At 64.1% G+C, this 16,323-nt stretch carries 16 protein-coding genes; 9 read left to right on the top strand and 7 right to left on the bottom strand.

The window, feature by feature from the left end:
• Positions 1-256 precede the first annotated feature (256 nt).
• Entirely contained in the window at positions 257-1,351 is a 1,095-nt protein-coding gene (locus tag IVA93_RS09855; RefSeq protein WP_026233377.1) for a catalase family protein, read from the top strand.
• 5 nt (positions 1,352-1,356) lie between these two features.
• Here the strand turns inward: IVA93_RS09855 and IVA93_RS09850 are convergent, their stop codons facing one another.
• Entirely contained in the window at positions 1,357-4,428 is a 3,072-nt protein-coding gene (locus IVA93_RS09850) for an ATP-binding protein (RefSeq protein WP_247294805.1), read from the bottom strand.
• 202 nt (positions 4,429-4,630) lie between these two features.
• On the opposite strand from IVA93_RS09850, the gene IVA93_RS09845 reads away from it, so the two are divergent.
• Entirely contained in the window at positions 4,631-4,810 is a 180-nt protein-coding gene (locus tag IVA93_RS09845; RefSeq protein ID WP_018457475.1) for a hypothetical protein, read from the top strand.
• A gap of 204 nt (positions 4,811-5,014) precedes the next feature.
• Here the strand turns inward: IVA93_RS09845 and IVA93_RS09840 are convergent, their stop codons facing one another.
• Positions 5,015-5,446, bottom strand: a complete 432-nt coding sequence (locus IVA93_RS09840) for a hypothetical protein (protein ID WP_247789755.1) — start codon at positions 5,444-5,446, stop codon at positions 5,015-5,017.
• Between the two features lie 335 nt (positions 5,447-5,781).
• Here IVA93_RS09840 and glgC point away from each other — a divergent pair, with 335 nt between their 5' ends.
• From glgC to IVA93_RS09825, 3 genes are read left to right on the top strand one after another with little or no spacing between them, the layout of a single operon-like run.
• Positions 5,782-7,044 (top strand): glucose-1-phosphate adenylyltransferase, encoded by a 1,263-nt coding sequence (glgC, locus tag IVA93_RS09835; protein WP_007613273.1) that lies wholly within the window; start codon positions 5,782-5,784, stop codon positions 7,042-7,044.
• On the top strand, positions 7,041-8,495 hold the full coding sequence (glgA, locus tag IVA93_RS09830) for a glycogen synthase GlgA (protein WP_018457472.1): 1,455 nt from the start codon (positions 7,041-7,043) through the stop codon (positions 8,493-8,495). The genes glgC and glgA overlap by 4 nt, the downstream gene beginning before the upstream one ends.
• Positions 8,496-8,532: 37 nt before the next feature.
• Positions 8,533-8,793 carry an SWEET family sugar transporter gene (locus tag IVA93_RS09825; RefSeq protein ID WP_018457471.1) on the top strand — a complete coding sequence of 87 codons (261 nt, stop codon included), beginning with the start codon at positions 8,533-8,535 and terminating at the stop codon, positions 8,791-8,793.
• 44 nt (positions 8,794-8,837) lie between these two features.
• Here IVA93_RS09825 and IVA93_RS09820 read toward each other — a convergent pair whose 3' ends face one another.
• Positions 8,838-9,635 carry a DODA-type extradiol aromatic ring-opening family dioxygenase gene (locus IVA93_RS09820; protein ID WP_247294809.1) on the bottom strand — a complete coding sequence of 266 codons (798 nt, stop codon included), beginning with the start codon at positions 9,633-9,635 and terminating at the stop codon, positions 8,838-8,840.
• A 158-nt stretch (positions 9,636-9,793) separates the two neighbouring features.
• Between IVA93_RS09820 and IVA93_RS09815 the strand changes: the two genes are divergently transcribed.
• Positions 9,794-9,973 (top strand): hypothetical protein, encoded by a 180-nt coding sequence (locus IVA93_RS09815; RefSeq protein ID WP_007601069.1) that lies wholly within the window; start codon positions 9,794-9,796, stop codon positions 9,971-9,973.
• A 15-nt stretch (positions 9,974-9,988) separates the two neighbouring features.
• Here IVA93_RS09815 and IVA93_RS09810 read toward each other — a convergent pair whose 3' ends face one another.
• Both IVA93_RS09810 and IVA93_RS09805 read right to left on the bottom strand, forming a co-directional pair.
• A complete protein-coding gene (locus IVA93_RS09810; RefSeq protein ID WP_247789754.1) occupies positions 9,989-11,449 on the bottom strand; it encodes a carboxylesterase/lipase family protein in 1,461 nt (486 codons plus the stop codon).
• Between the two features lie 81 nt (positions 11,450-11,530).
• Entirely contained in the window at positions 11,531-11,776 is a 246-nt protein-coding gene (locus IVA93_RS09805) for a hypothetical protein (protein WP_018457468.1), read from the bottom strand.
• Between the two features lie 191 nt (positions 11,777-11,967).
• On the opposite strand from IVA93_RS09805, the gene IVA93_RS09800 reads away from it, so the two are divergent.
• The 3 genes from IVA93_RS09800 to IVA93_RS09790 all read left to right on the top strand — a co-directional run bounded on the left by IVA93_RS09800 (position 11,968) and on the right by IVA93_RS09790 (position 15,453).
• A complete protein-coding gene (locus IVA93_RS09800; protein WP_026233376.1) occupies positions 11,968-14,658 on the top strand; it encodes a flavin-containing monooxygenase in 2,691 nt (896 codons plus the stop codon).
• Between the two features lie 128 nt (positions 14,659-14,786).
• Positions 14,787-15,059, top strand: coding sequence for a hypothetical protein (locus tag IVA93_RS09795; protein ID WP_018457466.1), 273 nt, complete (start codon positions 14,787-14,789; stop codon positions 15,057-15,059).
• Between the two features lie 88 nt (positions 15,060-15,147).
• On the top strand, positions 15,148-15,453 hold the full coding sequence (locus IVA93_RS09790; RefSeq protein ID WP_018457465.1) for a hypothetical protein: 306 nt from the start codon (positions 15,148-15,150) through the stop codon (positions 15,451-15,453).
• 19 nt (positions 15,454-15,472) lie between these two features.
• On the opposite strand, the gene IVA93_RS09785 is transcribed toward IVA93_RS09790, so the two are convergent.
• On the bottom strand, positions 15,473-15,628 hold the full coding sequence (locus IVA93_RS09785) for a hypothetical protein (protein WP_018457464.1): 156 nt from the start codon (positions 15,626-15,628) through the stop codon (positions 15,473-15,475).
• A 111-nt stretch (positions 15,629-15,739) separates the two neighbouring features.
• Positions 15,740-16,255: a septal ring lytic transglycosylase RlpA family protein gene (locus IVA93_RS09780; RefSeq protein WP_018457463.1), complete on the bottom strand. Its 516-nt coding sequence runs from the start codon at positions 16,253-16,255 to the stop codon at positions 15,740-15,742.
• Positions 16,256-16,323 lie beyond the last annotated feature (68 nt).

Raw genomic sequence — 16,323 nt, 5'->3', positions numbered from 1 at the left:
ACCCCCGCTCGCCGGCCCGGCCTTAAGGAAAAAATCAGGACAACATAAGGAACCCATAAGGACTTACGAGACGCCGCTGGCCTAGCATCGACCGTGTGATCGCGTCGGTAACAGGATGCCTCATCCCGCGGCTTGTCCAGGCAATCACAACTCGCTCTCGGGTTGCCGATCCCGACTGGACGGGCTTACAGTGATCCGCCCTGCGGCCGTCGACGCTTGCAATGGGAAGGCGACCTTCGGGCTGGAGATCAGCGCCATGTCAGCCGATCAGTATCTTCGTTACGATCCGTCCGTCGAACACATCCTGCCGGAGGAAGCGGCGGCGGTCGAGGAGATCGTTGCTTCGATTTCGCGAACGAGTGATCGCACTTTTCGCAAAAACAAGCATGGGACCCGGCAGCAGCACGCCAAGGGCGCCGGCTATCTCCGGGGCGAGCTGATCGTCTACGACAATTTGCCGGATCATCTGCGCCAAGGCCTGTTCAAGCAGGCTGGCCACTTCCCGATCATCGTCCGCCTCTCCACCGCATTCAACAGGAGCGATCGTGTACGTTCGCCGCGAGGGTTTGCCATCAAGGTTTTGGGTGTGACGGGGGCTAAGGCGCTCGGCGACGACGATTCGACGAACCAGGATCTCCTGCTCGTCAATCACCCCAGCTATTTCGCGGATGCGATGGCCTATATGCGCGCACAGCACAAGGTCGAGCACACCCTGTTCCTGCCTGATCTGGCGTACGGACCCATAGGCTTTTTGGCGCGCGCCCTGGTCGCCGCATCGGACAGAACAGGCATTCCGATCCCGATCGTCTTGAAAGCGCTCGGTGATGCCGGCAGCAACATCCTCGGAGAGACCTTTCACACCGAGGGTGCATTGCGGTTTGGCGATTATATCGCAAGGCTTCGCCTGATGCCGATGTCGGCGTCGGTTCGCCAACTCACCGGCCGACCCTGCCACGATGCCGATGATGCCGTGCTGAACAGCGTCGTTGCCTTCTTCAAGGATAATGCGGCCGAGTACGAATTATTCGCCCAGCTCTGCACCGACCTCGAGCGAACACCGATCGAAGATGCCTCGATCGACTGGCCTGAAGACGTCGCGCCGCCGCAAGCACTCGGCAAGATCACGCTTCCGCGCCAGACCGCCGACAGCCCCGCGCGTCGCGTCTATTCCGACGAGGTGCTTTCGTTCGATCCATGGCGATGTCTCGCCGCGCATCAGCCGCTCGGCTCGATCATGCGATTGCGCAGGGATGCCTACCGTGCCTCCCGCACGCTGCGGCAGCAGCAGAATCAATTCAAGGTCAAGCAACGGCCCGGCGAACCGCGAGAGATCGCGGACCTGCCGGATTGAGCCGATCAGCGTCCCGCAATATCGGGCCCGGTGTCCCGGCCTGCGTCGAAAAAGGATGCCGAGCGCAGCGGATCATTGGGATCAAGCGTCTCTGCCAGCGATGCGATCACCTGGCAGGAGCGGTCCCGCCACTTGGCAGCCCTTTGCGCTTGTCCGAGGCTCTCATAGAGCCCCGCGGTCGTGCGGTAAACCCGCCAGGTGGCATGCGGCAACCTGGCATGGCGGAGGATCGACATGGCCGCCGACAGATGCCCGCCGGCGAGTTGCGCATCGTGCTTCAGCATCGCAATTCTCGCCATGGCCTCGTAGCACAGCGCGAGAAACGGCCGGTCAGGTGCCGCGCTCGTCACCTCGTGAAACTGGCTGGCCGAGCCCTGGGCACGGTCCAGATCGCCGATCGCGATCCAATAGTCGCAGCAAGTCAGCAGATAATGGGGGATGACCAGCGACTCCATCGGCACCCGGTCGACCTCCATTCGCCGCTCCATCGCATCGAGATGCTGCCGCGCCCGAGCCAGGTCGCCCATCCTGACATAAGCTCGCGCCAGCAGATTCCTGCCAACGAAGAAGGTGAACGGATTGGCCTCGATCATCGGGCCGAGCGCATCCTCCGCACGCCGTGACGCGCTGCCATATTCCTCCGCCTCGGAGTACAGCCATCCGATCGCGAGATGACACAGCGCGACGGCCTGCGGATTTGCATTCCGCTCCGAGATAGCCAACGCGGAGACGAGGTTTCGTTGCGCCTGGCCCCATTCGCCGAGATAAATCTGGGCAAACGCCTCGACCGATTCATAAAGCACGAACAGATAGACGTCACCGACCAGGCGGGCGAGCTCCTTTCCCCTGGTCGTCGCATCGCAGCAGGCCGGATAATTCGCGCGCAGAAACTCCAGCACCATTTCCATCGAGCAGCGTCGCAGCCGCATGCTCAGATCCTGCTCTCCGGTGATCAGTGCTGACGCACGCTCGGCAAGGTCCGCATTCTCACGATCCCAGCCGCGGAGCATCAGCTTCAGATTGGCAACGTTGCCCTGGACCAGAGCGCTGAATGCGGCGTCGTCGATCGCCCTGCTTTTGATAAGGGCCTGTTCCGCAACAGGCAGGCTCTGGCGCCGATCGACGTAAAGACAGAATCTGCTGAGATCGACCAGCGCGTTCACCTCTTCGCGCACGTGCCCGTTCTCCGCCGCGTGCGCCACGATAGCGCTGAGATCCTGCAGGGAATTCAGGAAATCTCCACTGGCCCGCCAGGCCCAGGCGCGCTGAAGCAGCAACTTCAGACGTGTCGTCACCCGAAATTCCGGCGGCAGATGCGGCACCAGCTCCAAGGCGCGGGACAGGTAATTGGCGGCCTCGCGCGTGCTGAACCTTCGCGCCGAGCCCTCGGCCGCCGCGCCCAGATAATGCATCGCTTTCGGGAAATCACGGCCCAGTTCGAAATGGCGCGCGACAACGGCGGCGATCTCCGCAGCCTGCGGCCCATAGCCCTGCTCGAGCCCCGCCCCAAGCAGCGCATGGGTTTTCGCGCAGCGCGCTGGTGCGAGCCGCTGGTAGAGGATCTCCTGGTAAAGCGCGTGCTGGAACGCATAGCGACCGGAGACGCTTCCGTTCGGCCACTCGGTCATGCCGGCCCCGACGATAATGCGATCGGTCCGTGCCAGGTCCTCGCACATCTGCTCGACATCCAGCACGGGACGGTCCAGCGCACCGGCGATATGGAGCGCGGAAAACTCCGCTCCCGCCGCACTGGCGACCTCGAGCAGGCAGCGCTCGTCTTCGGTGAGGTGATCGATCTGCTGCTTGATCATTCCTTCCAGATCGCGCGGCATGCTGTCATGCGAGGCCGCGTCTTCGCTGACCAGCCGCCAGCCCAATTCGTGCTCGACCAGTGCACCCTGCGCCACGAGATGATCGAGCAGAGACGACACGAACAGAGGATGCCCGCCGGTTCGCGCGAAGATGCGCTCGACCAGCTCTCTGGCAAAATCGGCCGAGTTGAAGCGCAGGGACAGATAGCGTTCGACGTCGGTGCCGGTCAGTCGATCGAGCGCGAGCTCGGTGGCGTGTCCGTGAATCCGCAAGTCCTGATGAACGGCACGGATAGGATGTCCGCCGACGGCGACTTCCATCGGCCGGTAGGTGGCGAGCACGAGGATAGAAGCCCTCCGATCCCGCCGCGCCAGCCGGGAGAGCACATCCACGGTGGCAAAGTCGCTCCAATGCAGATCTTCCAGGATGATCACCCATGGTCGCGTGACAGCGAGATGTTCCATGAGATCGGAAAATTCGCGCAGCATGCGCTCCCGCGTTGCGCCAAAGACCTCATGCTGGAATGTGGCCCGCTCTGCTTCGCCGAGGAAACCGGGCATCTGCGCGAGCCAGGTCGGCGCGTGCTCGCGGATGGACGTCAGCAGCGATGCTCCATCGGTGCGACGGCAGCACTCGTTCAGCGCTCCGATCAGCGGAAGAAAGGCCTCATGGGTGCCGAACAACTCGTTGCAGCTACAATGCAGCACGCCCAGTCCCTGCTGGTTCATCCTGTCGAGCGTCATTTGCAAGAGGGTGGTCTTGCCGATCCCGGCCTCGCCGGTGATGAAGACGACCTGACGCTGTCCGGTGCGAGCGAGTTGCAATGCCTTCTCCAGCGTGTCGAGTGCCCCGGTGCGCCCGACTCTCCAGTGCCGGCGTCGATCGACGACCTGCTCCGTGACGGAAGCGGTCTCTTCTTCGGGCGCCCGCTCGATCGCAGGCAAGTCGGCGGTCGCGACCGGCGCAATGAAACGATAGCCGCGCCGCGTGACCGTCTCGATGTAATTGGGGGACTGCCTGTCGTCGCCGAGCACCGAGCGTAGCGCGTTCACGGCAACGGCGAGGCTCGACTCGCTGACGTGCAGATCGGACCAGACCGCGTCGAGCAACTCTTCCTTGGTGACGAGCTCACCGGGCCGACCGACGAGATAGCAAAGAACCTCGAACGGCTTCGGCGCCAGCGCGATCCGCTCCCCGCCTCGCCACAACAGCGCGTTGGCACGGTCGAGGCGGAATTCACCAAAGGCAAGCGCGTCTCTACGCACGGCTCAGACCCCCGGATGCTCGCCCATCTTAAGGGAAAGCTCAGCCAAATGTAAGGACGCGATAAAGACCTGCGCCCTGCGCCGGCACTAGCATTGGCCTGTCCATTTCAGAGACGCCGGCAAGGCGTCGGACGGCCTTTTCATCACGCTGTCATTTCAGTCGGCAGGCAGTCGATGCCTGAATTTTGGCAAGGAGTTGGCCATGAGCATTCTAAAACATCTGGCGATCTCGCCTCTCGCTTTTGCCATTCGCCATTACGACATCAGGGTCATATTGGGCCTCACCGTCCTCAGCCGCATCTTCCTCGTCGCCATCTACCTTGCGTGCGGCGGCCCGGGCCTGTCCGAGTTCGATCTCGCCAACGCCATCGCGCTGCCATGAGCTCGGGACCGCTCGAATGGTGCATCGAGATCGCGATCATCGTCGCGATCTGCATCGGGATTGTCGTGGGCGGGCATGGCCGGCTCGTCGTGCCGCATCACCGGGTTCAGCGCGCGCAAGCCGATCGGGCCGCTTGCATTCAGCGGCCCTCAAACCTCTTCAGCGTCGTCGCCCTGCGGCGAGCGGGTCCGCCCGTTTGATCGATCACCAATACGCGCGGTGATAGTGCCGGTAATACGGCCGGTAGTAGCCGTAACGAGGGCCGAAATACGGGCGGTAAGGCCGATAGTAGCGCGGATAAGCATAGGCCGGACCATAGCCGTAATAGGCCGGCGCATAACCATAGCCGTAGCGCGGGTATCCGTAGCCGCCATAATAGGGCCCGCCGCCATAGTAGCCATAGCCATAGGGCGCGCTGCTGGCGATGGCACCTGCGATGATCGCGCCAGCGGCAAGGCCGCCGAGACCCCATCCAAAACCTCGGCCGCGCCAGTGCACCTGCGTGACATCGTCGCCGACGGCGGCCTTCATGGTTGCGACATTGGTGGGCAGCGGAGCCGCCGCCGCCTGCTGAATCCCCCCCGCCATGACCGCGGCGGCGAGCGAACCGGCGACTGCCGTTTTCCAGACCCTCATCGTCTTACTCCTTTCTGACGTTTGGCTTGGACATGGATCGCAGCGCCATCATCGGGCATCCTGGCGCGAGGTCAAAGCCTCGAGTTTTGCGTGCACCGCACAAGACGCATGCCTCCATTCTGATCAACCGGTACCTGACGGGCTCGACAACCTTGCCGCGAGTGACACCGGCAGGACGGTGCCTGGGGCCCGATCACGGCGGCAAAGCATTAAGCTTCCGGCGCATTCGCAACCAACAACCACCTTCCCGATTTACTATTCGTGCCGTTACTATCGGTTCCAAATGAGCGCGGCCGGGAGGCTTCTCGCGAGCGCAAGAGTTGTGGGAGGATGACATGAGTGCCGCGAGACCCGAGCCGCTTGCCCGTCAGGCGCTGGCGTTTGTCCTGGCCGGCGGACGCGGCAGCCGGCTGCTGGAGCTGACCGACCGTCGCGCCAAGCCTGCGGTCTATTTCGGCGGAAAATCCCGCATCATCGATTTCGCGCTGTCGAACGCGGTGAACTCGGGCATCCGCCGCATCGCCGTCGCCACCCAGTACAAGGCGCACAGCCTGATCCGGCACCTTCAGATGGGCTGGAACTTCTTCCGCCCCGAGCGCAACGAGAGCTTCGACATCCTCCCGGCGAGCCAGCGCGTCTCCGAAAACATGTGGTATGTCGGCACGGCCGATGCAGTCTACCAGAACATCGACATCATCGAATCCCACGCCTGCCGCTTCATCGTCGTTCTCGCCGGCGACCATATCTATAAAATGGATTACGAGGTGATGCTGCGCCAGCACGTCGACAGCGGCGCCGACGTCACCGTCGGCTGCCTGGAGATGCCGCGCCAGGAATCTTCCGGCTTCGGCATCATGCATATCGACGAGAACGGCTGGATCAAAGAGTTCCTGGAAAAGCCGAAAGATCCGCCGCCGATGCCGGGCAAGCCGGACGTTTCGCTCGCCAGCATGGGCATCTACGTGTTCGACGCAAAATTCCTGTTCGAAGAGCTCAAGCGCGACGCCGAGGATCCGAATTCCAACCACGATTTCGGCAAGGACATCATCCCCTACCTCGTCAAGAACGGCCGCGCCATGGCGCACCAGTATTCGACCTCCTGCGTTCGCTCGGGCAGCGACCCCCGCGCCTATTGGCGCGACGTCGGCACGGTCGACGCCTATTGGGCCGCCAATATCGACCTCACCGACGTAGTGCCCGAGCTCGATTTGTTCGACAGCGCCTGGCCGATCTGGTCCTATTCCGAGATCACACCACCGGCAAAATTCGTCCACGACGAGGAGAGCCGGCGCGGCCAGGCCGTGAGCTCGCTGGTCTCGGGCGGCTGCATCATTTCCGGCGCCTCGCTGCGGCGCTCACTGCTGTTCACCGGCGTGCGCGTCAACTCCTACGCCAATGTCGAGAACGCCGTGATCATGCCCTATGTCAATGTCGGCCGCGGCGCGCGCCTGAAGAACGTCGTGATCGATCGCGGCGTCGAGATCCCGGAAGGGCTCGTCGTCGGCGAAGATCCCGAGCTGGACGCAAGACGCTTCCGCACCACCGAGCAGGGCATTTCGCTCATCACCCAGCCGATGCTCGACAGGCTCAATACATGACGCCTGTTCGCGTCCTCGCGGTCGCCTCTGAAGTCTATCCCATCGTCAAGACTGGCGGTCTCGCCGATGTCGCGGGCGCGCTGCCGATTGCGCTCAAGGCGCATGGCGTCGAGATGCGCACCTTGATGCCAGGCTATCCTGACGTGATGCGGGTGCTGGGGGGAGCCGACGAAATCCGGCGCTGGCCGGATTATTTCGGCGGACCCGGACGTCTGCTCGCCGGCTCGCATGACGGCCTCGATCTGTTCGTGCTCGACGTGCCGCATCTCTACGCACGGCCTGGCAACCCCTACGTGACGCCCGAAGGCGTCGACTGGCCGGACAATGGCGTGCGGTTCGCCGCGCTCTCGCGCATCGCGGCCGATATCGGCCACGGCCTCGTTCCCGCCTTCGTGCCCGACGTGGTGCATGCCCATGACTGGCAGGCCGGGCTCGCGCCGGCCTATCTGCACTATGACAATCGGCCGCGGCCGGCCACCGTGATGACCATCCACAACATGGCCTATCAGGGCAAGTTCGTGCCCGAGCTGATTGGTTCGATTGGCCTGCCGTGGCGCGCCTACGGCGTCAACGACCTCGAATATTTCGGCGGCATCAGTTTCTTGAAGGCCGGCCTGCAATTCGCCGATCGCATCACCACGGTCTCGCCGACCTATGCGCAGGAGATCCAGACCGACGAGGGCGGCATGGGGTTCGGCGGCCTGCTTCGCGCCCGCGCGAACGCGCTGAGCGGAATCCTCAACGGCATCGATGTATCCGTTTGGAATCCGCAAGAAGATCCGCACATCGCCTACCGCTTCGGCGCGGAGGACCTCACGTTCCGGGCCGCGAACAAGGCGGTGCTTCAGCAACAGTTCAATCTGGATTCCTCGGACGAAGCGCCATTGCTCGGCGTCATCAGCCGCCTGTCGTGGCAGAAGGGGCTCGATCTCCTGCTCGAAGCCATTCCGACCATTTTGCGCGAAGGCATGCAGCTCGCTTTGCTCGGCAGCGGCGATCGCGATCTCCAGGATCGCTATCAGGCCGTAGCGCGCGCGAACCCTGGCCGGATCGGGGTCGTGATCGGCTACGACGAGATCATGGCGCATCTGATCCAGGCCGGCTCGGACGCGCTCATCGTGCCCTCGCGGTTCGAGCCATGCGGCCTGACCCAGCTCTGCGCGTTGCGCTACGGCGCCGTGCCCATCGTCTCGCGGGTCGGCGGCCTCGAGGATACCATCGTCGATATCGGCGAGGCCGATAAATCAGGCCGCGATGCCACCGGCTTCAAGTTCGCACCCGTCACCGCGGATGCCCTCGCCGGCACGCTGCGCAAGGCCAACATCGCCTTCCACGACAAGCTGACCTGGCGCCGGCTGCAACTGAGCGGCCTTGCGACCGACGTGTCCTGGCGCAACCGCGCCGGTGACTATGCCGCGCTCTATCGCGGCCTCATGACCGCGCGCGCCTGAGGCGCGACCATCCTCGAATCAATGCTATAGAGCCGCCATGGACCCGTTCTTGATCAAGCTGATCGGCTTTGCCGCCGCGACCTGCACCACCGTGGCCTACGCGCCGCAAGCCATCAAAGTGTGGAAGACCCGCTCCACCGGCGATATTTCGCTCGGCATGTTCCTGGTCATGGTGCTTGGGCTGGCGCTCTGGCTCGTCTATGGCCTGCTGTCGGGCGATGCGCCCCTCGTCGCCGCGAACGCCATCACCATGGTGCTCGCCGGCGGCATCCTGTTCATGAAGCTGAAATACGGGTGAGCCACTCTTCTTCACCTCTCCTCGCTTGCGGGAAGAGGAGAAGATCACCCGCCAAACACATACGACGCCATCGCGACATTCGCGACCTCGTCGACGAAGACGCGCTTGCCCGTGTCGCTGACGGCGGCGCCGGCGGCCACCATCAGCGGCAGCAGATGATCTTCGCGCGGATGGGCCAGGCGCGCACTCGGCGCGTTCTCCCAGTCAACCAGCATCGCGTTGCGCCGCGCCGCGTCCTTGTGGCTGATCGCCTCGTTCAGGTAAGCCTCGAAATCATACGAGACCGGCTTCGATTCGGCACGGCCGAACCCGCGCATGTTGTGATATGTGAGTCCGCTGCCGACGATCAGAATGCCTTCGTCGCGTAGGGAGGCAATCGCCTGCCCCATCCTGATGTGCTCGGCCGGATCGTAACTCGATCTCAGCGACAGCAGCACGATCGGCATGTCGGCGTTCGGATACATCAGCCCGAGCGGCACGAAGGTGCCGTGATCGAACCCCTGGTTGGGATCCTCCCGGCAATCAACACCCGCGCGCGTGAGCAGCGCCTTTACCTCCGCGGCGAGCTCGGGCCGCCCCGGCGCCGGGTATTTGAGGTGATAGGTGTGCTCGGGGAAACCGTGATAATCGTACACCATCGGCGGATGCGCGGAAGTCGACACGGTGAAGGCGTCAGCCTCCCAATGTCCTGATATGACGAGCACGGCCTTGGGCCTCTCCGGCAAGAGCTGTGGCAGCCGGCCGAACGCCTCGGCGGTTTTCGCGTATTGCACCCGCCTGTCTTCCATGAACGGCCACGGACCGCCGCCATGCGACAGGAAGAAGGTGGGAAATCGCACCATGGGCGAAGGCTCGTTTCGTTGGCAACATGCGCGTGCGAGTTGCCCGCGCGATCGGCCGCGAGCATAGGCAAACCCGTATGGTTAGCAAGACGTTAACGATTTGCTGCCCAGAATCCCGGGCGTAGCCGAAGGAGTCGGCCAGCAGCCAGGGACGTGAAATGAAGAAGTTTGCGTTGGGGGATGTCGTCAACAGTGACAAGGGCCGCCGCGGCGTCGTTCGCGCCGCCTACAAGTCGAAGGAAGGCCAGCAGTTCTACGCCGTCGAGAAAGACGGCGCGATGGATTATCTGGAGGAAGACCGGCTAAGCCCGGCGCCGCGCGTCGAGCTCGCGGCTTAAGTCCAACTCATCCCTCTAATGCGCGAACCGGTCCAGACGCTCCGACCAGGGGTCGTCTCCGCTCGCGATGCCATCGTTCGCGATCAGCAGCAGGCGATCGCTGCCTGCGGCCGAATCCCAATGCGGCAGGTCCGCACCGTTGGGATCGCCGCTCCTGGCGAAATTGATCCAGTAGGCGCGCATGCGATTTGCGACCTCGCGATCGGCTCCTGACAAGATGCCTGCACCGGGCATGCCTTCGACGCCGAAGATGAACTGCAATTCCCGCCCGTGACCGCCCTCGGGGTTTGCGCGCCGTGCCTCCGGCACATAGGTGAAGCGATAGCGAAAGGTCGGCGCACCGCTGGCGGCATGCAGGCGCGCCAGCAGTCTCACTGGCTCGGAGAAGACCCTGTCGGTGTAGAACCTTGCCGCGCGGTCCGAAGGTCTGGCGAGATCGGGATAGAGCCTGCGCAGCTCATCGCTGGTGGTGCCTGACGATGCCAGCTCTTCCCGGATATCCAGCTCGCCGTCGAAACCGGTCTCGTCGTCGTTCGAGCCGATGATCAAGGGGATGCGGCTCTCATGTCCAGCTGCGAAGCCCGCGGCGACCTCCTCGCTCACCAGACTCCCATCGATCGTCGGCGCGAAGCTGCGCGGCGATTTTTCCAGGAAATGTTTTTCGACGGCAAGCAGGCGTTGCGGTTCGGCTGTACGTAAATCGGCCTGTCGCCCCAGCACCGCCACGAATTGCCGCCCCACAATTTCGGCCTCTTGTGCCGAACGCAGGCGCGCACGGCCGGGGATCGATTGCAGAATGGCTTTCTGGAAGAGATCGCGCGATTGCTCCGACAGCATCAGCAGCGCGATCGACGTTGCGCCTGCGCCACTGCCGAACAAGGTGACGTTGGTGGGATCACCGCCGAAGGCCGCGATGTTGTCGTGCACCCAATGCAGCGCCGCGATCTGGTCCATCAGGCCGAAATTGCCGGAGCCGCCTTCCGACAGCGCGGGATCGCTGAGCCAGCCGAACGCGCCGAGGCGAAAATTCACGGTCACCACGATGAGGCCGGCTTGCGCGAGCCCGGCACCGTCGAACAGCGGATCATTCGCGGTGCCGCTGACGAAAGCGCCGTCGTGGATGAACATCATCACCGGTAGCGGGCCGTCGACCCCGAACGGACGAAACACGTTCAGCGTGAGGCAATCCTCGCTCGATCCCGGCAGCGAGGGCTGAAGACACGGCGCGCCATAGGCATAGGCGGTGCGCATCTCCGAACTCTCGGGTGCAGCCTGCGGCGGACGCCAGCGCAGCGGTCCGAGCGGCGCGGCCACATAGGCCAGCCCCTTGAACGAGGCCACCTCGCCTTCGACGGCGCCAAGCATCTGTCCTTCGCGCGTCAGCGCAAATGGAAACTGGCCGACCGGCTGGGCCACGACCGAGCCGGCGCAACAGAGGACGAGTGACGTCGCAAAAAGCGCGAACACGGACCGCATCTTCGGAGCATCTCGACGCGCGGAAGGATTTTGGGCAGGTTATGTCCGTGGCCCGCCGCGAAGCAAGCGCCGCGGCTGCGCCTAGCTCCGCTTGGCGGCAAGCTCCGCCAGTGCGTGCCGTGCGATGATGCCGAGCTCGCCGAGCGTGGAGTGACCGGACCGCGCCGCCTCGATCAGCCGCTCGGCGATGAACCTGCGGCTGTCGTGATCGCCGCCGTGAGGCAGTTGGCGGCACGTCTCCTCCAGGACGACGTCCATGTTCGCTTTGGTCCGCTCACTCAACTCTGTCATGACGCCCGTTTGCACGCGTGGCAAAAACAAGAGCATACACAGGTGGATCGACCCTGATTAGCCCGGGAAATCACGGCCCTTGTGCATCGCGATGCGTGTGCCGCCGCAACATTCACGCGGCCATGATGACGCCGCAAATGGCTACCGAAGATTGCACATGCCGTGATGACAAGCCGAACCTGCAGCGATAGCCTGCGGGCAAAACAAAACACACGGGAGGAAATGCCATGCCTGATGCAATGGTTGCTGCACGTGCCTCGGACACGGGGCGCGGAACCAGCCAGCAGGTCGATGTTGCCGTGGTCGGTGCCGGATTTGCCGGCCTCTATCTTCTGCATCGGCTACGCAAGGCCGGCCTGACGGCGGTCGGCCTCGAAGAAGCCGGCGACGTCGGCGGCACCTGGTACTGGAACCGATATCCCGGGGCGCGCTGCGACATCCAGACCATTGATTACAGCTACACCTTCGATCCCGACCTCGAGACCGCATGGACCTGGTCGGAGAAATATGCGACCCAGCCCGAGATCCTGCGCTATCTCGGCTTCGTCGCCGACCGCTACGATCTCAGGCGTGACATCCGCTTCAAGACCAAGGTCACGGAAGCGAAATGGGACGAGGCGATCGAGCGCTGGCAGCTCACCACCGATAATGGCCCGCCGGTCTCCTGCCGCCATTACATCATGGCCACCGGCTGCCTCTCGGCGCCCAAGCCGCCGGAGATCGACGGCGTGAAGGACTTCAAGGGCGAGGTCTATTTCACCGGACGCTGGCCGCATGACGGCGTCCATCTCGGCGGCAAGCGCGTCGCGGTGATCGGCACGGGATCGTCGGCCATTCAGTCGATCCCGCTGATCGCCGAGCAGGCTGCGCACCTGACCGTGTTCCAGCGCACCCCGAATTTCGCGCTTCCGGCGCACAACGGTCCCGCGCCGTCCGATCGCATGAGCCTGCTGCAAGGCGATCGCGCGGCCTATCGCGAGCAGGCGCGCCAGTCGATGGCCGGCGTGCCCTATCCGCAGCAGACGGTCGTTAGCTGGCAATTAAGCGATGCCGAGCGTCGTGAGCGGTTCGAACGCGCTTGGGCGGCCGGCGACCTCGTCCACATCCTGACCCAGCTCTGGGCCGACCAGGCGGTCGACATCGACGGCAACAAGATCGTCCAGGACCTGATCCGCGAGAAGATCCGCGCCGCCGTCAAAGACCCCGAGACCGCCGCGGCGCTGATGCCGGACGATCATCCGTTCGGCGCCAAACGCCCCTGCCTCGATACCAACTATTACGCGACCTACAACCGGCCGAACGTCACGCTGGTCAATCTGCGTCAGGAGCCGATCAAGGCGATCACCGCAAGTGGGATCACGACGGCCAAGCGCAGCGTCGACGTGGACGTGATCGTGTTCGCGACCGGCTTCGACGCCATGACCGGCGCGATCCGCGCCGTGCATCCGATCACCGGACGTGGCGGCAAGTCGCTCACCGACGTCTGGGCGCAGGGGCCGCAGACCTATCTCGGCCTCACCGTCGCAGGCTTCCCGAACTTCTTCATGATCACCGGTCCCGGCAGCCCGTCGGTGCTGTCGAACATGGCGGTGTCAATCGAGCAGCATGTCGACTGGGTCGTCGACCGGCTCAAAGCATTGCGCGACGGCGGCTTCACCACGATCGAGCCGACCGAGACGGCGCAAGCCGGCTGGAACAGGCACATGGCCGATTGCTCGATGGTGACGCTGCACCGGCTCGCCAACACCTGGTACACGGGCGCCAACGTGCCCGGCAAGGTGCAGGGCCTGATGCCCTATACCGGCGGCGTCGGTCCCTATCGCAGCATCTGCGACGAGGTGGTCAGCCGCGGCATGCTCGGCTTCAAGCTGACCGGCCCCGACGTCGCCGCGCAATGCAATGACGGCGAGGTGGTGCGGCTGCAGCCGGACGTGCGGCTGGTGCTGAACCTGCTGGCGTCACTCAACCTGCCGCCGATCGAGTCGATGGGCGCCCTCGGCGCCCGCGCCTTCGTCGACGAGTTCAACAAGGGCCGCCCGGCGGGACGGCCGATCGGCGAGATCGTCGACGGCACCCTGACAGGCGCCGACGGTCCGCTGCCTTACCGGGTATACCGGCCGGCAACGCCGGGGCCGCATCCGGTGGTGGTCTATTTCCACGGCGGCGGCTGGGTGCTCGGCGACGAGCAGTCGGACGAGCCGTTCTGCCGCGACATGGTGCGGCGGACCGGCATGATGCTGGTCAGCGTCGGCTATCGTCATGCGCCCGAGCATCGTTTCCCGGCCGCGGCCGAAGACGGCTATGCGGCGACGCGCTGGATCGCCGAGCACGCCGCCGAGCTCGGCGGCAGGCCGGGCCCGGTGCTGGTCGCGGGCTGGAGCGCCGGCGGCAACATCGCCGCCGTCACCTGCCAGCTTGCGCGCGATCGCGGCGGCCCTGAGATCGCGGGCCAACTCCTGATCTGCCCGGTCACCGACTGCACCTTCGACCGCCCCTCCTACAACGACAATGCGACCGGCTATTTCCTGACGCGCTCGCTGATGTACTGGTTCTGGGACCTCTACTGCTCGCCGACCGACCGCACCGATCCACGCGCCTCGCCGCTCCGCGGCAAGGTCGAAAGGCTACCGCCGGCCTTCGTCGTCACCTGCGAATTCGATCCCCTGCGCGACGAAGGCATCGCCTATGCCGAGGCGATGGCAGCCGCCGGCGTCCCGGTCGAGCAACTCAAGGCGCGTGGCCATTTCCATTCGTCCTTCACGATGGTGGACGTGATCATCACCGGCGCGCCGAGCCGGGTGCAGATGGCCGAGGCCTTGCGGCGCTTTGCCGGGCTTCCGCCCGAAGTTGGTCGCGGCGATGAGACCAGCCACGGGCACACCAGCCCGGGCCATAAAATCGCGGCGGCCGCGAGCTGAAAGCAAACATTTGCCGGGAACTATTTCCCGGTCATCGCGTTTGGTGCTGAGGCATTGAGATGCAGTAATGGGTGTAGGCCCCGGTACGCACGATCGTGTGCCGGGGTCTTTTTGCGTGAGGCGGGACGATGGGGGACGTGGTTGGGGATTCAAAGGTCGACTTTGGTGTCCTTGCGGTGCTGCATAAATGGCCGTCGCTTGCGAACCAGCGACGGTCGGACCGAGCGTCCTACCAGGTGATCGAGGGTACGCTCGACGAATGCATCTCGGCGTTCATGGCGAAGCCGGCGGCGACCAGGCATCTCTATGAGATCCGCACCATCGCGCAACCGCCGCTGGTCACGGACATTCTCTCGCCCGAGCACATCACGGAGCTGGCGCGGCTGCGCGAATTTCTCTGATCCTCGCAGAAGCACCGGCTGAGCGCGGGAACCTTCTGCCGGTTTTTCCCGTTGATGGTGATCGGAAGCGAAGGCGTGAGTGCCTCACATGCTTGAAGCCGGCGTGCCAGCCCCTGTCGTGCCCTATGGCGCAGACCAGACCCTGTTCGTGGTGATCGACCGCCTCGACAAGGCGACCGAAATTCGCGTCGAGCGAAGCGATCTCGACGCCACGATCGGCGAGCTCGTCGCTGGCTGCTTCAACGACCCCATCAAGGTCATCTCGTTCAACACGCTGGAGCACTGGATGAAGGACATCTCGACCGATGTCGCCGGCGAGATCCGGGCGCGCTGTGACATTGATGGCATGACGCTGCCGGACTATCTCAGCGACTTCGTCGAAAGCCACAGCTGAGCGCGCATGGGGATGAGAATCAGGCGCGCCGGTACTTGCCGGCGATGACCTCGATCTCGCGGCGGCGTTCGTGCGCGAAGGTCAGGAGCTTTTCGATCGTCAATGTATCCGTGATCCGTTTGGCCAGCCGCTCGGCGCGTGCGGCCTGATCTTCGAGATACTGGATCGTGGTCAAACGCCGCCTCCCAAGAGCTTAGATCTAGTCCCGAATGATTGGGTATCCATGGTGGCTTGAGGCGGCTAACAGCCGGTTAAGCACAGCGCTTCGGATCGATGCAGCCGCAAATTATTGCACCACGTCGAGCCGGACATTGGTGACACCCTTGTCGACCATGCCGAGCGCCTCCGCCGCGGAGGGAGAGACGTCGACCACGCGTCCGCGAACATACGGCCCGCGATCGTTGATCCTGACGGTGACGAAGCGGCCGGATGAGACATCGGTGACGCGCAGCTTGGTGCCGAACGGCAGGCTGGGATGGGCCGCGGTCAATTCGTTCTTGTCGAACCTCTCGCCGCTCGCCGTCTCCGTGTCCGAATAGAAACTGGCGACGCCGTGGGAGACGCTCTGCTTTGCATCACCGTCGGGGATGCGCGCCCGGCTGATCGGACGCGGATGCAGCGCCGCCACCCTGTGCGGTCGTTCGACAGCGGCCTGGCGGTGGGTGCCGAGATCGGCCTTCTGGTGGCCGACCGGCGATTGCGCACACGCCGCAAGCGACGCCGCGCCGATGGTGGCGAGCAGGATCCGGCACAGGCTTGCCGGCGAAATCCGGGCATTTTCGGCACGTGCAAAGCAAGACATGATGCGCCCTCCGAATGGCCCCGAGTTTCGGTGGGCAATGAGGGCAGAACCTTGTCGGAACGAAAGCG

The sequence above is a fragment of the Bradyrhizobium sp. 155 genome (genome assembly GCF_023101105.1).
Classification (GTDB): Bacteria; Pseudomonadota; Alphaproteobacteria; order Rhizobiales; family Xanthobacteraceae; genus Bradyrhizobium; species Bradyrhizobium canariense_D.
This window is presented reverse-complemented; position numbering and strand designations above follow the sequence as displayed.

Excerpts from the sequence above, each read along its gene's own strand:
- glgA (WP_018457472.1), top strand. The coding sequence starts at position 7,041 with ATGACGCCTGTTCGCGTCCTCGCGGTCGCCTCTGAAGTCTATCCCATC.
- IVA93_RS09795 (WP_018457466.1), top strand. The coding sequence starts at position 14,787 with ATGGGGGACGTGGTTGGGGATTCAAAGGTCGACTTTGGTGTCCTTGCG.
- IVA93_RS09845 (WP_018457475.1), top strand. The coding sequence starts at position 4,631 with ATGAGCATTCTAAAACATCTGGCGATCTCGCCTCTCGCTTTTGCCATT.
- glgC (WP_007613273.1), top strand. The coding sequence starts at position 5,782 with ATGAGTGCCGCGAGACCCGAGCCGCTTGCCCGTCAGGCGCTGGCGTTT.
- IVA93_RS09805 (WP_018457468.1), bottom strand. The coding sequence starts at position 11,776 with ATGCTCTTGTTTTTGCCACGCGTGCAAACGGGCGTCATGACAGAGTTG.
- IVA93_RS09800 (WP_026233376.1), top strand. The coding sequence starts at position 11,968 with ATGCCTGATGCAATGGTTGCTGCACGTGCCTCGGACACGGGGCGCGGA.
- IVA93_RS09855 (WP_026233377.1), top strand. The coding sequence starts at position 257 with ATGTCAGCCGATCAGTATCTTCGTTACGATCCGTCCGTCGAACACATC.
- IVA93_RS09825 (WP_018457471.1), top strand. The coding sequence starts at position 8,533 with ATGGACCCGTTCTTGATCAAGCTGATCGGCTTTGCCGCCGCGACCTGC.
- IVA93_RS09820 (WP_247294809.1), bottom strand. The coding sequence starts at position 9,635 with ATGGTGCGATTTCCCACCTTCTTCCTGTCGCATGGCGGCGGTCCGTGG.
- IVA93_RS09815 (WP_007601069.1), top strand. The coding sequence starts at position 9,794 with ATGAAGAAGTTTGCGTTGGGGGATGTCGTCAACAGTGACAAGGGCCGC.
- IVA93_RS09810 (WP_247789754.1), bottom strand. The coding sequence starts at position 11,449 with ATGCGGTCCGTGTTCGCGCTTTTTGCGACGTCACTCGTCCTCTGTTGC.
- IVA93_RS09780 (WP_018457463.1), bottom strand. The coding sequence starts at position 16,255 with ATGTCTTGCTTTGCACGTGCCGAAAATGCCCGGATTTCGCCGGCAAGC.
- IVA93_RS09840 (WP_247789755.1), bottom strand. The coding sequence starts at position 5,446 with ATGAGGGTCTGGAAAACGGCAGTCGCCGGTTCGCTCGCCGCCGCGGTC.
- IVA93_RS09790 (WP_018457465.1), top strand. The coding sequence starts at position 15,148 with ATGCTTGAAGCCGGCGTGCCAGCCCCTGTCGTGCCCTATGGCGCAGAC.